The organism is Pseudomonas sp. FSL W5-0299, from assembly GCF_005930655.1.
Taxonomy (GTDB): Bacteria; Pseudomonadota; Gammaproteobacteria; order Pseudomonadales; family Pseudomonadaceae; genus Aquipseudomonas; species Aquipseudomonas mandelii.
On the sequence record NZ_RXHX01000028.1, the window covers coordinates 1 to 12,934 of the forward strand.

The 12,934-nt window shown below is 60.1% G+C and carries 12 protein-coding genes; 6 read left to right on the forward strand and 6 right to left on the reverse strand.

Annotated elements, in window-relative coordinates; translation table 11 throughout:
* The first annotated feature begins 232 nt into the window (after nucleotides 1-232).
* The 4 genes from FHL16_RS25445 (at nucleotide 233) to FHL16_RS25460 (ending at nucleotide 4,129) form a co-directional block, all read left to right on the forward strand.
* Nucleotides 233-688: a (2Fe-2S)-binding protein gene (locus tag FHL16_RS25445; RefSeq protein ID WP_007906916.1), complete on the forward strand. Its 456-nt coding sequence runs from the start codon at nucleotides 233-235 to the stop codon at nucleotides 686-688.
* A gap of 24 nt (nucleotides 689-712) precedes the next feature.
* Complete coding sequence (locus FHL16_RS25450; RefSeq protein WP_077749635.1) at nucleotides 713-2,881, forward strand: xanthine dehydrogenase family protein molybdopterin-binding subunit; 2,169 nt, start codon at nucleotides 713-715, stop codon at nucleotides 2,879-2,881.
* Between the two features lies 1 nt (nucleotide 2,882).
* Nucleotides 2,883-3,461 (forward strand): hypothetical protein, encoded by a 579-nt coding sequence (locus FHL16_RS25455; protein ID WP_077749636.1) that lies wholly within the window; start codon nucleotides 2,883-2,885, stop codon nucleotides 3,459-3,461.
* 74 nt (nucleotides 3,462-3,535) lie between these two features.
* Complete coding sequence (locus tag FHL16_RS25460; RefSeq protein ID WP_010459770.1) at nucleotides 3,536-4,129, forward strand: GGDEF domain-containing protein; 594 nt, start codon at nucleotides 3,536-3,538, stop codon at nucleotides 4,127-4,129.
* Here the strand turns inward: FHL16_RS25460 and FHL16_RS25465 are convergent.
* Entirely contained in the window at nucleotides 4,029-5,396 is a 1,368-nt protein-coding gene (locus FHL16_RS25465) for an amidase (protein ID WP_238706191.1), read from the reverse strand. The genes FHL16_RS25460 and FHL16_RS25465 overlap by 101 nt on opposite strands.
* Nucleotides 5,393-5,818: a VOC family protein gene (locus FHL16_RS25470; protein WP_077749637.1), complete on the reverse strand. Its 426-nt coding sequence runs from the start codon at nucleotides 5,816-5,818 to the stop codon at nucleotides 5,393-5,395. The genes FHL16_RS25465 and FHL16_RS25470 overlap by 4 nt, the downstream gene beginning before the upstream one ends.
* 114 nt (nucleotides 5,819-5,932) lie before the next feature.
* On the opposite strand from FHL16_RS25470, the gene FHL16_RS25475 reads away from it, so the two are divergent.
* Together FHL16_RS25475 and FHL16_RS25480 are read left to right on the forward strand one after the other, a co-directional pair.
* Entirely contained in the window at nucleotides 5,933-6,799 is an 867-nt protein-coding gene (locus tag FHL16_RS25475; RefSeq protein WP_077749638.1) for a LysR family transcriptional regulator, read from the forward strand.
* A 194-nt stretch (nucleotides 6,800-6,993) separates the two neighbouring features.
* Entirely contained in the window at nucleotides 6,994-8,205 is a 1,212-nt protein-coding gene (locus FHL16_RS25480) for a hypothetical protein (protein WP_077749639.1), read from the forward strand.
* Between the two features lie 204 nt (nucleotides 8,206-8,409).
* Here FHL16_RS25480 and fabI read toward each other — a convergent pair whose 3' ends face one another.
* The 4 genes from fabI to FHL16_RS25500 are packed head-to-tail and all read right to left on the reverse strand — an operon-like array spanning nucleotide 8,410 to nucleotide 12,932.
* Nucleotides 8,410-9,204: an enoyl-ACP reductase FabI gene (gene fabI, locus FHL16_RS25485; protein ID WP_077749640.1), complete on the reverse strand. Its 795-nt coding sequence runs from the start codon at nucleotides 9,202-9,204 to the stop codon at nucleotides 8,410-8,412.
* 21 nt (nucleotides 9,205-9,225) lie between these two features.
* Nucleotides 9,226-10,836 (reverse strand): ABC transporter ATP-binding protein, encoded by a 1,611-nt coding sequence (locus tag FHL16_RS25490; protein WP_077749641.1) that lies wholly within the window; start codon nucleotides 10,834-10,836, stop codon nucleotides 9,226-9,228.
* Between the two features lies 1 nt (nucleotide 10,837).
* Nucleotides 10,838-11,857: an ABC transporter permease gene (locus tag FHL16_RS25495; RefSeq protein ID WP_010459784.1), complete on the reverse strand. Its 1,020-nt coding sequence runs from the start codon at nucleotides 11,855-11,857 to the stop codon at nucleotides 10,838-10,840.
* Nucleotide 11,858: 1 nt separating this feature from the next.
* Nucleotides 11,859-12,932 carry a microcin C ABC transporter permease YejB gene (locus FHL16_RS25500; protein WP_010459785.1) on the reverse strand — a complete coding sequence of 358 codons (1,074 nt, stop codon included), beginning with the start codon at nucleotides 12,930-12,932 and terminating at the stop codon, nucleotides 11,859-11,861.
* Nucleotides 12,933-12,934 lie beyond the last annotated feature (2 nt).

A 12,934-nucleotide genomic window follows, 5' to 3' on the forward strand; every position in this document is an offset into this window, starting at 1 on the left:
CCCTCGCCACAAATGCCCACCAGGCACAAAAGCCCGCTAGCCGCCCAAGCGCCATCACTACAAAACCTCATTCCAAGGCCACCCATCAAGGTGGCTTTTTTTGACCGGTGGTCGATGAACCGGTCTCGCCCGGCATTTTGCGCTTAGCTGTAGGGATAACCGGAGGCGCGCGTAGGCATTCCGTGTCACAGCGACGCCCCTTCAGAACACCGTGAGTCTGAGGAAATTCGCAATGCTGACCCTGAATATCAACGGCAAGGATCAGGAGTTGGATGTCCCCGCGGACATGCCGCTGCTCTGGGTCCTGCGCGATGTCGCGCACCTGACCGGGACCAAATTCGGTTGCGGCATGGCCCAGTGTGGCGCCTGCACCGTGCACGTCGACGGCGCGCCGCTGCGCTCGTGCATCACGCCCGCCACCGCGGTGGCCCACGGGCAAAAAATCCTCACCATCGAAGGCCTGTCCGCTGACGGTTCGCACCCAGTGCAGCAAGCCTGGGCCGAACTCGACGTGGTGCAGTGCGGTTACTGCCAGTCCGGGCAAATCATGTCCGCCGCCGCGCTGCTGGCGAAAATCCCCAAACCCACCGACAGCGACATCGATCAGGCGCTCTCCGGCAATATCTGCCGCTGCGGCACCTACCCAAGGATCCGCGCCGCGGTCAAACGCGCCGCCGAGATCGGTTGATGCCACGTTGAAGGGAGTCTGAACATGAACAGCATCAACCCGGTGTCACGTCGCGGTTTTCTCAAGGGCAGCGCGCTGTTGGGCGGAGGTCTGGTGGTGGCGTTCGTCATTCCCGGTGCCCATCGCTTTGCCGTGGGGGCGGAGAATGAAGGCAACGTGTTTGCGCCCAATGCGTTTTTACGGATCGGCAACGACAACGTCGTCACCGTACTGCTCGGCCACTCGGAAATGGGCCAGGGCATCTGGACCGGCCTCACCATGCTGATCGCAGAAGAGCTGGACGCCGACTGGTCGAAAATCCGCGTCGAACATTCACCCGCCTCGGCGGCTGACTACGGCATGGCGGGTTTCGGCGGAATGCAGATCACCGGCGGCTCGACTTCGACGTGGATGGAGTTCGATCGCTATCGGCAGGCCGGCGCGGCAGCGCGTCTGATGCTGGTCGACGCAGCCGCCAAGCGTTTCAACGTCGCCCCCTCGGCGATTCACACCGAGTCAGGCGTGGTCATTGCCGGCGACAATCGCGCGACCTACGGCGAACTGGCGGACGACGCCGGCGAGCTGCCGGTGCCGGATCCGGCTTCGATCAAGTTCAAAGAGGCCAATGACTGGAAACTGATCGGCAAACCCACCAAGCGCCTGGACACCCCGGAGAAAATCACCGGCCGGGCCAAGTTCGGCATGGACGTGCAATTTGAGGGCTTGATGACCGCCATGGTCGCCCGCTCACCCGTGTTTGGCGGCAGCGTCAAATCTTTCGAAGGCGCCGAAGCGCTGGCCGTGCCGGGCGTGCATAAAGTGGTGCAGGTGCCCACCGGCGTGGCGGTGATTGCCGACCATTACTGGGCGGCGAAGCTGGGGCGCGATGCGCTGAAGGTCGAGTGGGACCTGGGGCCGAATGCCGGCCTCGACAGCCAGAAATTGCTGGAAAGCTTCCGCAAACTCGCGACCACGCCTGGCGTCTCGGCCAGCAAGGCCGGGGATACCACCGCCGCGCTGGGCAAGGCGGCCAAGACCGTCGATGTCGAATACAGCGTGCCGTACCTGGCCCATGCGCCGATGGAGCCGCTCAATTGCACGGTGAAAATCAGCAAGGACAAGTGCGAGATCTGGACCGGCACGCAGTTCCAGACCCTGGATCAAATGATCGCGGGCAAGATCACCGGGCTCAAACCTGAGCAGGTTGAAATCCACACCGAATTCCTCGGCGGCGGCTTCGGTCGTCGGGCCAATCCGACCTCGGACTTTGTCGCTGAAGCCGTGCAGGTCGCCAAGGCGGCAGGCGGGCCGGTGAAAACAGTCTGGTCCCGGGAGGATGACGTCCGCGGCGGTTATTACCGCTCGGCGTTCCTGCATCAGGCACGGATCGGCCTGGATGCTGGCGGCATGCCCGTGGCCTGGAAGCATGTGATGGTCGGTCAGTCGATCATGGCCGGCACCATGATGGAGGCGACGATGGTCAAGGACGGTATCGACAAGACCTCGGTCGAAGGCGTTGCCGACAGCCCGTACCTTGAAGACCTGGCCAATCACCAGGTGGAACTGCACTCACCGACTACCGGCATCAGCGTATTGTGGCTGCGTTCGGTGGGGCACAGCCACACGGCGTTTGTCATGGAGTCGTTGATTGATGAACTGGCGGAGGCGGCTGGCAAGGATCCGGTGGAATACCGACGAACCTTGCTCAAGGCGCATCCGCGACATTTGGGCGTGCTGAACCTCGCCGTCGAAAAAGCCAACTGGAAGGCGGAACTGCCGGACGGCCACGCCTTGGGTGTGGCGGTGCATGAGTCTTTCGGCAGTTACGTCGCGCAGGTCGCTGAGGTGTCCCAGGACAACCTGAAAATCCGCGTGCACCGGGTGGTGTGCGCGGTGGACTGCGGGATTGCGGTCAACCCGATGAGCATCGCGGCGCAGATGGAGTCCTGCATCACCTTCGGCCTCGGCTTTACCTTGCACAGCAAACTGACGTTCAAGGACGGCCAGGTGGTGCAATCCAATTACCACGACTATCAGGTGCTGCGGCTCAACGAAATGCCGGTGGTCGAAGTGCATATCGTGCCGAGCACTGAACGGTCCGGCGGTATTGGCGAAGCCGGCGTCCCACCCACGGCGCCGGCAGTGGCCAACGCGGTGTTCGCCCTGACCGGGCAGCGCTTGCGGGAACTGCCGTTGCAACTGTCGGGGGTGTGAGATGAGACGACATCTGATTCTGGGGACGGTGGTGTTGATCGGCTTGGTCAGCTATGCCGAGCACCTGTTTGCTGACGATAAGGAAGCCATCAAGGCGTTTGATACGGTGCAGAAGGTCTTTCAAAGTCCGCGTTGCCAGAACTGTCATATCCCGGGCGATTCGCCGTTGCAGTTCGACGCAGGCACCCCCCATGCCATGAGCGTAGTGCGCGGGATGGACGGCAAGGGCGCAGCGGGTTTGCCCTGCGCGACCTGTCACGCCGAGTCCAATCCGCCCGCCAGTTACGGGCCGCATACGCCACCGGGGGCGCCGCACTGGAGCTTGCCGCCCGCGGCGCACAAGATGGCCTGGATCGGGCTGCCGGCCGACCAGTTGTGCGCGATGATCAAGGATCGCTCCAGTAATGGTGACCGTGATTTCGCGGCCCTGATCAAGCACGTCACCGAGGACAAACTGGTGCTCTGGGGCTGGAATCCGGGTGAGGGAAGGGCGCCGGTGCCGGTGCCGCACGACATTTTCGTCACCCAATTCAAGCTGTGGGCGGCCGCTGGAGGCCCGTGTCCGGTGCAGGGCAGTTGACCGGCGGTCCGTTAACAGGGAGTCAAACCGGGTATGCACGACTCTAAAGTACATACCCGCCAATGGAGTGAGTCATGCTGATCCCAGGCAAACCGGTCAAGCGCGGTGCTTGTACAGACCCGTTACGTTCGCCACTGCAGGAGCGTGAGCTGTTGCGTGACCTGGCCCGCAAGGCCGAGCAAGAACTGATGGGCGTGCAGATGGCGAGCATGGACGAGTTGACGCTGCTGCCCAACCGCCACGGTTTTACAGCGCTGGCCCAACAGGGGATGGACGCCTGCCAGCAACTGGGGCTGCCGGCGACGCTGCTGTTTTTCGACCTCGATAACTTCAAGCGAATCAACTATCTATACGGGCGCGCCGAGGGTGATCACGCCCTGAAGACCTTCGCTGACGTGCTGCGTATCGCCTTTCGCGAAAGCGATGTGATTGGTCGACTGGGCAACGATGAGTTTGTCGCCCTGTTGACGGGTGCAAGCGTTGTCGAGTTGTCCGCGATCAAGGCCCGGCTCGAAGAAATACTCGCCGAGCGCAATGCCACGGCGAATCGCAGTTTTGCCATTCACTTCAGCATTGGCCAGGTCGAGTTTGATGCTCGGCTAAACCCGACAGCGGAAGACGTGTTGACCCTGGCCGATAAGGCGATGCACGACACGGATCATTGCTGAGCGGCGCCTTGCAACGCTGCGGCAACGTAGGCGCCGTTCGCAACAGCCGGCCATCGTCCCTGAACTTCCCGATGATCTGTAGCCCGACCGGCAACATGGGGTGGGCGCGCACCAGCGGGACGTTCACCTGCGGCCAACCAAACGCCCCCCAGAACTTGATGAAATCCGACGGTCCGGTGCTTTTCAGGCCCATCGGCGCGACCATCCCGCAGGAGGCGCCGAGCATGGCGTCGAACGGTTGGCAAAGCTCACTCAAACGGGGCGCAAGGGTGGCCAGGCGCGCCTTGGCAGCGGATTCCTGCTCCCAGGTTGTTGCCGCCGCTCGCTCGAACATGGCCAGTGTCGATGGGCTCAGTTGAGCACGATGGCGTTGGAATTCCTTGGCCAGCGAGCGGGCACCTTCGCAATCGTTGATCAGCTGATGGTCGTCGAACACTGCGGCAAACTCATCGGGCAGTTCCAGTTCGCTCACATAATGGCCGGCGCTGCGCAACTGATCCGTGGCCTGCTCCAGAGCGCAGGCCACCTCGGCGTCCACCTGATCCCAGCGTGAGGTGCGGCAGAAACCCAGCCGCAGTGGACGCCGCTCAACGTCAGGCACTACAAAACCGGGAATCAACACCCGCGCCACAAGGTGCAGATCGCGCACCGATCGTCCATACCAGCCCACGGTGTCGAAGCTCGGCGCCAGCGGCTTTACACCTTCCAGCGACACCAGTCCCAGGGACGGTTTGTAGGCGAAGAGGCCGCAATAGGACGCCGGCTTGAGCAGCGAGCCAGCCGTCTGGGTGCCCAGCGCCACCGCAAAGAAACCCGCTGCCATCCCCGCCGCCGAACCCGCGCTGGAGCTGCCCGGCGTGCGAGCGAGATCGTGAGGATTTCGGGTCGGGCCAGTGTGCATGTAGGCAAATTCGGTGGTGTGGGTCTTGCCCATGATCAGCGCCCCGGCCTGGCGCAGCAGCGTCACGACGTGGGCATCCCGGGACGGTTGATGGTCGGCGTAGATGGGCGAGAAAAATTGCGTGGGGTAGGCGGCCGTGTCGAAGATGTCCTTGATGCCGACGGGGACGCCGGCCAGCAGGCCGCGCCCGGTGATCTGCGCAGCATCGGCACGCACCTGCCGGTCGTCGAACGAGACGAACGCCTGAATCTCCGGCTCCCGCGCCTGAATGCACTCAAGAAAGGATTCGGCGATGGCGGCAGCGGTCGTATCGCCATTGACTACCGCTTCACTGAGGGTGGTCGCGTCAAGGGCTGGGCGGTTCATTTGGCGAACAACTGGCTGATGTTTTTAAATGCCTTGAACTCCAACGCGTTGCCGCAAGGGTCGAAGAGAAACATCGTGGACTGCTCGCCCACCAATCCCTGAAAGCGGATGCCTGGCTCGATCACGAAGCGTGTCCCAAGGCCTTTCAAGCGCTCGGCCAGCGCCTCCCATTCCGTCATCCCCAGCACCACACCGAAATGCGGCACCGGTACGTCATGACCGTCCACGGCATTGGTGTGCGCCGCGTCCTGTGAAGCGTTTTTTGGTGCCAGGTGTATCACCAGTTGATGGCCGAAAAAGTTGAAGTCGACCCAATGCTCGCTGGAGCGGCCTTCTTCAAGACCGAAGACTTCGCCATAGAAACGCCGGGCAGCGGCCAGATCGTAAACCGGTACAGCCAAGTGAAAAGGGGAGAGTTGCATCGGATTCGCCTCGGATTGTCAGGAGATGAGGCTGAGTTTAGCGCTATGATTTTTGATTGAAAGACGATAGTTTTTGCGTCGAGCTCAAATTATTTCGATCAATCGAGAAGTCCAATGCTGCGCGAATTGAAAACCTTCGTCGCCGTCACACGCTACGGCACATTCGCCGCCGCCGGCATGCACATCGGTCTGACGCAGTCGGCGGTCAGCGCGCAGATGCGCAACCTGGAAAAGGCGCTGGGCATCCGTCTGTTCGATCGCACCGGGCGACAGGCGATTCTCAATGCCGCAGGGCAACGGGCGTTGCCGATGGCGCAGCAGATCCTCGACACGTTTAGCCGGATGGCCGTCAGTGAGGACGTCAGCGAGTACCGTGGCGAGTTGAAAATCGGTGCGGTGGCCACGGTCCAGACCGGGTTGTTGCCTCAGGCATTTTTGCGCTTGAGGGAGCAGGCACCGCTGCTGGAACCGAAACTGGTGCCGGGCGTGTCGTTGAACCTGCTGAGTCAGGTCGATACGGGTGAGGTGGATCTGGCGATATTGATCAAGCCGCCCTTCGAACTGCCCAAGGAGCTGTCGGCGCAGGTGATTCGCCGGGAACCGTTTGTATTGATCGTGCCGATGGATCTTGAGGGCGATGATCCGCTGCAGATCCTCGCGAGCCAGCCGCACGTGCGGTACGACCGTAACTCATTCGGAGGGCGCCTGATTACGCGATTTTTGCGTGAACAGCAGATTGATGTGCACGTGGCGATGGAGATGGATGAGCTGGAAGCCATTGTGAAAATGGTTGAATGCGGGTTTGGTGTTTCACTGCTGCCCGAGGCCGGGTTATGGCTTGAACATGGGGCGAAGGTCAGGATCATTGCGCTGGGCGAGCTGACGTTTTATCGGGAGATTGTCTTGTTGCAGCGCTACAGCCAACGCACGCAGCCGATCCAGCTGTTGTTTGCCAAGTGCCTGGCGCAACCTCCTGGCTAACGCAGGCGTGCAGTGTATGTGCTGTAAAGAATGAATTTTGGCTCTTGAAGACAGTAAGACTGTTATTTATGACAGTGATATGCGTGTCGGCTTTCGCATTAGGGTGGCGCTGTCAAACGGATCTGGCTGTCGGGATGGATGTTTGTTGGCATTCCCCTGATTGCATGGAGCCCTTACTTCAGGAGGATAACGGCATGACAGCGCAAGCCAACACGCAGCAAGCACCAGGTGACCTGGATGTGGGATTTGCTGACAACGGTATGATCAATATTCCCCAAGGTTCGTCTCAATGTGTCGTTGAAACATCTGCCGGCAAACTTCTTTACGTGGCTCAAACAGGTCGTGTCTCATGGGTTTATCGGGCCATGGCTGATGGCACTTCCGATCCGACCTTCCAACCGTTCGCGTGGGACTTCGCCAAAGGCCAATTCGAAAGTTTCACACGTTTACTTGCTCGAAGAGACGGCAAATTCCTGTTGATTGGTAACTCGGGTAATGAGCCCTTTATCCGGCAGGCTGCGATCACGCGATTCAACGAGGGAGGAAGTCCTGATTTAGTCTTTGGCACAAAAATGCTGCCTTTGCCCGTAGACCCCGTCCCTCCGGAGCAGGGTTTGCAGACATTCGGACCTACGGGATGCCTCACTGCTGACAACCATGTGTTAGTGGCCGCAAGTTACCAATTGGCGGACAGCGAGGGCACAACTATCGATTCGGCAGGTAGGGTATACACCCTGGATGACCAAGGTCATCCCGACACTGGATTTGAAGTCAGATTCAAGGGGCCGATTACAACGATTCATAGTATCGGCGTCCTGTCAGACGAGCGCATCGTTGTGTTTGGGATTGTTGACCGCCCGGCATCAGGCACATCAGTGCCGAACGCGGTCTTGGCTTGCTACAACCGAGACGGCACGTTGAACAAAACCTTCGGCATTGACGGATTTTGGGAAGACAAAAGCTACGCTGGTTTTGGCTCGATGGTGGTGGATGATGACAAGATAATCATCGCCGCTGTCACGTCGATTAATAACGATGGCAACCGTTATGTTTCCGTGCAACGGGTATTGGGTGATGGCACCTCGGATAAGACCTTTAACAATGGAGCGCCGTTGGTGGTTGATCTGGGTTCCGGCTTTATAAACATCCCGTCCATCACCGTACAGCCGGATAAAAAAATCGTGGTCGCAGGGAGTGAGAATTTTCCTGTGCAAAACCTGTACTGGCTGCGTACCACCGAGGGCGGTGAGCTAGACACTTCTTTCGGTGATTCTGGGGTGGTTCGACAGCAAGCTGGCCGGGTGAATGACATTATTGTCCCGCGCACCGGCAATCGACTCATCCTCGCGGTTAATCTGGACTCAAGTGAAGCTCAAGGTCCGAAAGTCTTGGGTATCCTGAGCTGATAGCGTCTTTACGACCACGCAAGCCACAAATCCTTGTGGGAGCGAGCCTGCTCGCGATTGCAGTGTGTCAGTCAACATCAATACTGAATGTCAGACCGCAATCGCGAGCAGGCTCGCTCCCACAGGGGATTTGCGTCGGGCATTGATAATGCAGGCATAAAAAACCCGCCAGACGAGGCGGGTTTCTTATTGGCTAGCGGAAGATCACTCTTCCAGGCTACCCATCGCAGTGGTGTTGAAGCCACCGTCTACATACATGATTTCGCCGCTGATACCGGACGCCAGGTCCGAGCACAGGAAGGCGCCGGCGTTGCCGACTTCGTCGATGGTGACGTTGCGACGCAGCGGGGTTTGCGCTTCGTTGGCGGCCAGCATCTTGCGGAAGTTCTTGATGCCGGAAGCGGCGAGGGTGCGGATCGGGCCAGCCGATACGCAGTTGACGCGGGTGCCGTCCGGGCCCAGGGAGCCGGCCAGGTAACGCACGCCGGCTTCCAGCGAAGCCTTGGCCATGCCCATTACGTTGTAGTTCGGCATGGTGCGCTCGGCACCCAGGTACGACAGGGTCAGCAGGCTGCCATTGCGGCCTTTCATCATTTCGCGGCCAGCTTTGGCCAGGGCCACGAAGCTATAGGCGCTGATGTCGTGAGCGATGCGGAAACCTTCACGGGTGGTGGCTTCGGTGAAGTCGCCGTCCAGTTGGTCGCCCGGGGCGAAGCCGACGGAGTGCACGATGCAATCCAGTCCGTCCCACTTCTTGCTCAGCTCAACGAAAACCTTGGCGATTTCTTCATCGCTGGCCACGTCGCACGGGAAGCACAGGTCAGGGTTGGAACCCCAGCTTTGTGCGAACTCTTCGACACGACCCTTGAGTTTGTCGTTCTGATAAGTGAAGGCAAGCTCAGCGCCCTCGCGATGCATGGCGGCAGCGATGCCGGATGCGATGGACAGCTTGCTGGCGACACCGACGATCAGTACGCGCTTACCGGCGAGAAAACCCATGTGTTGCTCCTCTCTTTCAGGTTATTGCGCAGTGGCCGGAGCCAGGAAAGCGGCTTCCAGCAACTGCTGTGTATACGGATGTTGGGGGGCGGCAAAGATACTTTGCGCGTCTCCCTGTTCGACCACTTGGCCCTGCTTGACCACCATCAGCTGGTGGCTCAGCGCCTTGACGACAGCCAGGTCATGGCTGATAAACAGATACGTCAGGTTGTACTTGGTTTGCAGTGAGCGCAGCAGCTCCACCACTTGGCGTTGCACGGTGCGGTCGAGGGCCGATGTCGGCTCGTCCAGCAAAATCAACGCCGGTTTTAGCACTAATGCCCGGGCAATGGCGATTCTCTGCCGCTGCCCACCGGAAAATTCGTGGGGGTAGCGGTTCCGGGTTTCCGGGTCCAGGCCTACCTCCTTCAATGCCGCAATAATCGCTTGTTCCTGTTCCGCCTCGGTGCCCATCTTGTGGATCCGCAGGCCTTCGCCGACGATCTGGCTCACGCACATCCGTGGGCTCAGGCTGCCAAACGGGTCCTGAAACACCACCTGCATCTCCCGGCGCAACGGCCGAACCTCGGCCTGCGTCAGGCAGTCTAGCTGCTTGCCTTCAAACCGGATGGCGCCTTTGCTGCCGATCAGCCGCAAAATCGCCAAACCCAGTGTCGACTTGCCCGAACCGCTTTCTCCCACAATCCCCAGGGTCTGGCCCTGAGGCAGGCTGAAATTGATCCCGTCCACCGCTTTGATGTGGTCAACGGTCTTTTTCAGAAAGCCTTTCTTGATCGGGAACCAGACTTTCAGGTCCTCGACCTGCAGCAGCGGCGGGCCAATCACGTTGGTCGCAGGCGTCCCGCTGGGCTCCGCTGCCAGCAGTTCCCGAGTGTACGGATGCTGCGGCGCGCGGAACAACTCTTCGCACGATGCCTGTTCGACGATGCAACCGCGCTGCATGACACATACGCGATGCGCAATTCTTCGTACAAGGTTCAAATCGTGACTGATCAGTAGCAAGGCCATGCCCAGGCGGGCCTGCAATTCCTTGAGCAATTCGAGGATTTTCAGCTGAACGGTCACGTCCAGCGCGGTGGTTGGCTCGTCGGCAATCAGCAGTTCCGGCTCGTTGGCCAGGGCCATGGCAATCATCACCCGCTGGCGCTGGCCACCGGACAACTCGTGGGGTAAAGCCTTGAGGCGCTTGTGCGGTTCAGGAATGCCGACCATTTCCAGCAATTCCAGGGTGCGCCTGGTCGCCACTTTGCCGACAAGGCCCTTGTGGATGCCCAGCACCTCGTTGATCTGCTTCTCGATCGAGTGCAGCGGATTGAGCGAGGTCATCGGTTCCTGGAAGATCATCGCGATCCGGTTGCCGCGGATGTGGCGGATGGTTTTCTCTTTCAGACTCAGCAGGTCTTGCCCCGAATACTCGATGGTCCCGGACGGATGCCGGGCGAGCGGGTAGGGCAGCAGTCGCAGGATCGAATGCGCGGTCACCGATTTGCCTGAGCCGCTTTCGCCAACCAGGGCCAGGGTTTCGCCGCGCTTGATGTCGAAGCTGACGCCTTCCACCACCCGCTGGCAGTGATCGCCGACGACGAACTCGACGGCCAGGTCGCGCACTTCGATCAGATTGTCCTGATTCATTTCACTTCCTCGGGTCGAAGGCATCGCGAGCGGACTCGCCGATGAACACCAGCAAACTCAACATCAATGCCAACACGGCAAACGCGCTCATGCCCAGCCACGGAGCTTGCAGGTTGGATTTGCCCTGGGCCACCAGTTCACCCAGGGACGGCGCACCCGGCGGCAAACCGAAGCCCAGGAAGTCGAGGGCGGTCAGGGTGCCGATGGCGCCGGTCAAAATGAACGGCATGAAGGTCATGGTCGAAACCATGGCGTTGGGCAGGATGTGGCGGAACATGATCGCGCCATTCTGCATCCCCAGCGCACGGGCCGCGCGCACATATTCCAGGTTACGCCCGCGCAGGAACTCGGCGCGCACCACGTCCACCAGGCTCATCCACGAGAACAGCAGCATGATGCCCAGCAGCCACCAGAAGTTCGGCTGCACGAAACTGGCGAGAATGATCAGCAAATACAACACTGGCAGCCCGGACCAGATTTCCAGGAAACGCTGCCCGGCCAGATCCACCCAGCCGCCATAGAACCCCTGCAAGGCCCCGGCAATCACGCCGATGATCGAACTGAGAATGGTCAGCGTCAGGGCAAACAGTACCGAAATGCGGAAGCCGTAAATCACCCGCGCCAACACATCGCGGCCCTGATCGTCGGTGCCCAGCAGGTTGTCGGCCGAAGGTGGCGCCGGCGCCGGGACTTTCAGATCGTAATTGATGCTTTGGTAGCTGTAGGGGATCGGCGCCCACAGCACCCAGGCATCCTTGGCCTTGAGCAATTCACGGATGTACGGGCTCTTGTAGTTGGCCTCCAGCGGAAATTCGCCGCCGAACGCGGTTTCCGGGTAGCGCTTGAGCGCCGGGAAATACCAGCCGTTGTCGTAATGCACCACCAGCGGTTTGTCGTTGGCAATCAGTTCGGCGCCGAGGCTCAGGCCGAACAGCACCAAAAACAGCCACAGCGACCACCAGCCACGCTTGTTGGCCTTGAACAGTTCGAAACGCCGGCGATTGAGCGGGGACAGATTCATCTCAATGCTCCCGGCTTTCGAAGTCGATGCGCGGATCGACAAAGGTGTACGTCAAATCGCCAATCAGTTTCACCACCAGCCCCAGCAACGTGAAGATAAACAGCGTGCCGAACACCACCGGGTAATCGCGGTTGATCGCTGCTTCGAAACTCATCAAACCGAGACCGTCCAGGGAGAAGATCACTTCCACTAGCAGCGAGCCGGTGAAGAAGATCCCGATAAACGCCGACGGGAAGCCGGCGATCACCAGCAGCATCGCATTGCGGAACACATGACCGTAAAGCACACGGTGATTGGTCAGGCCCTTGGCCTTGGCAGTGACCACGTACTGCTTGTTGATTTCGTCGAGGAAGCTGTTTTTGGTCAGCAGGGTCATGGTCGCGAAGTTGCCGATCACCAGCGCGGTCACCGGCAATGCCAGGTGCCAGAAGTAATCGAGAATCTTGCCGCCGGTGCTCAGCTCATCAAAGTTGTTCGACGTCAGTCCCCTGAGCGGGAACCAGTCCAGGTAGCTGCCGCCGGCAAACACCACGATCAGCAGGATCGCAAACAGGAACGCCGGGATCGCGTAACCGACGATGATCAGCGAACTTGTCCAGACGTCAAAGTGGCTGCCGTGTCGCGTTGCCTTGGCGATCCCCAGCGGGATCGACACCAGGTACATGATCAGCGTGCTCCACAGCCCGAGCGAGATCGACACCGGCATCTTTTCCTTGATCAGGTCGATGACCTTGGCGTCGCGGAAGAAACTGTCGCCGAAGTCCAGGGTGGCGTAGTTCTTGATCATGATCCACAAGCGTTCCGGCGCCGATTTGTCGAAGCCGTACATGTGCTCGATTTCCTTGACCAGCATCGGGTCCAGGCCCTGCGCGCCGCGATAGGCCGAGCCGGCCACCGAGACTTCGGCACCGCCGCCGGCAATGCGGCTGGTGGCGCCTTCGAAGCCTTCGAGCTTGGCGATCATCTGCTCCACCGGCCCACCGGGGGCGGCCTGGATGATCACGAAGTTGATCAGCAGAATGCCGAGCAAGGTCGGGATGATCAGCAGCAGTCGCCGAAAAATATACGCCAGCATCT

Excerpts from the sequence above, each read along its gene's own strand:
- FHL16_RS25445 (WP_007906916.1), top strand. The coding sequence starts at position 233 with ATGCTGACCCTGAATATCAACGGCAAGGATCAGGAGTTGGATGTCCCC.
- FHL16_RS25450 (WP_077749635.1), top strand. The coding sequence starts at position 713 with ATGAACAGCATCAACCCGGTGTCACGTCGCGGTTTTCTCAAGGGCAGC.
- FHL16_RS25455 (WP_077749636.1), top strand. The coding sequence starts at position 2,883 with ATGAGACGACATCTGATTCTGGGGACGGTGGTGTTGATCGGCTTGGTC.
- FHL16_RS25460 (WP_010459770.1), top strand. The coding sequence starts at position 3,536 with ATGCTGATCCCAGGCAAACCGGTCAAGCGCGGTGCTTGTACAGACCCG.
- FHL16_RS25465 (WP_238706191.1), bottom strand. The coding sequence starts at position 5,396 with ATGAACCGCCCAGCCCTTGACGCGACCACCCTCAGTGAAGCGGTAGTC.
- FHL16_RS25470 (WP_077749637.1), bottom strand. The coding sequence starts at position 5,818 with ATGCAACTCTCCCCTTTTCACTTGGCTGTACCGGTTTACGATCTGGCC.
- FHL16_RS25475 (WP_077749638.1), top strand. The coding sequence starts at position 5,933 with ATGCTGCGCGAATTGAAAACCTTCGTCGCCGTCACACGCTACGGCACA.
- FHL16_RS25480 (WP_077749639.1), top strand. The coding sequence starts at position 6,994 with ATGACAGCGCAAGCCAACACGCAGCAAGCACCAGGTGACCTGGATGTG.
- fabI (WP_077749640.1), bottom strand. The coding sequence starts at position 9,204 with ATGGGTTTTCTCGCCGGTAAGCGCGTACTGATCGTCGGTGTCGCCAGC.
- FHL16_RS25490 (WP_077749641.1), bottom strand. The coding sequence starts at position 10,836 with ATGAATCAGGACAATCTGATCGAAGTGCGCGACCTGGCCGTCGAGTTC.
- FHL16_RS25495 (WP_010459784.1), bottom strand. The coding sequence starts at position 11,857 with ATGAATCTGTCCCCGCTCAATCGCCGGCGTTTCGAACTGTTCAAGGCC.
- FHL16_RS25500 (WP_010459785.1), bottom strand. The coding sequence starts at position 12,932 with ATGCTGGCGTATATTTTTCGGCGACTGCTGCTGATCATCCCGACCTTG.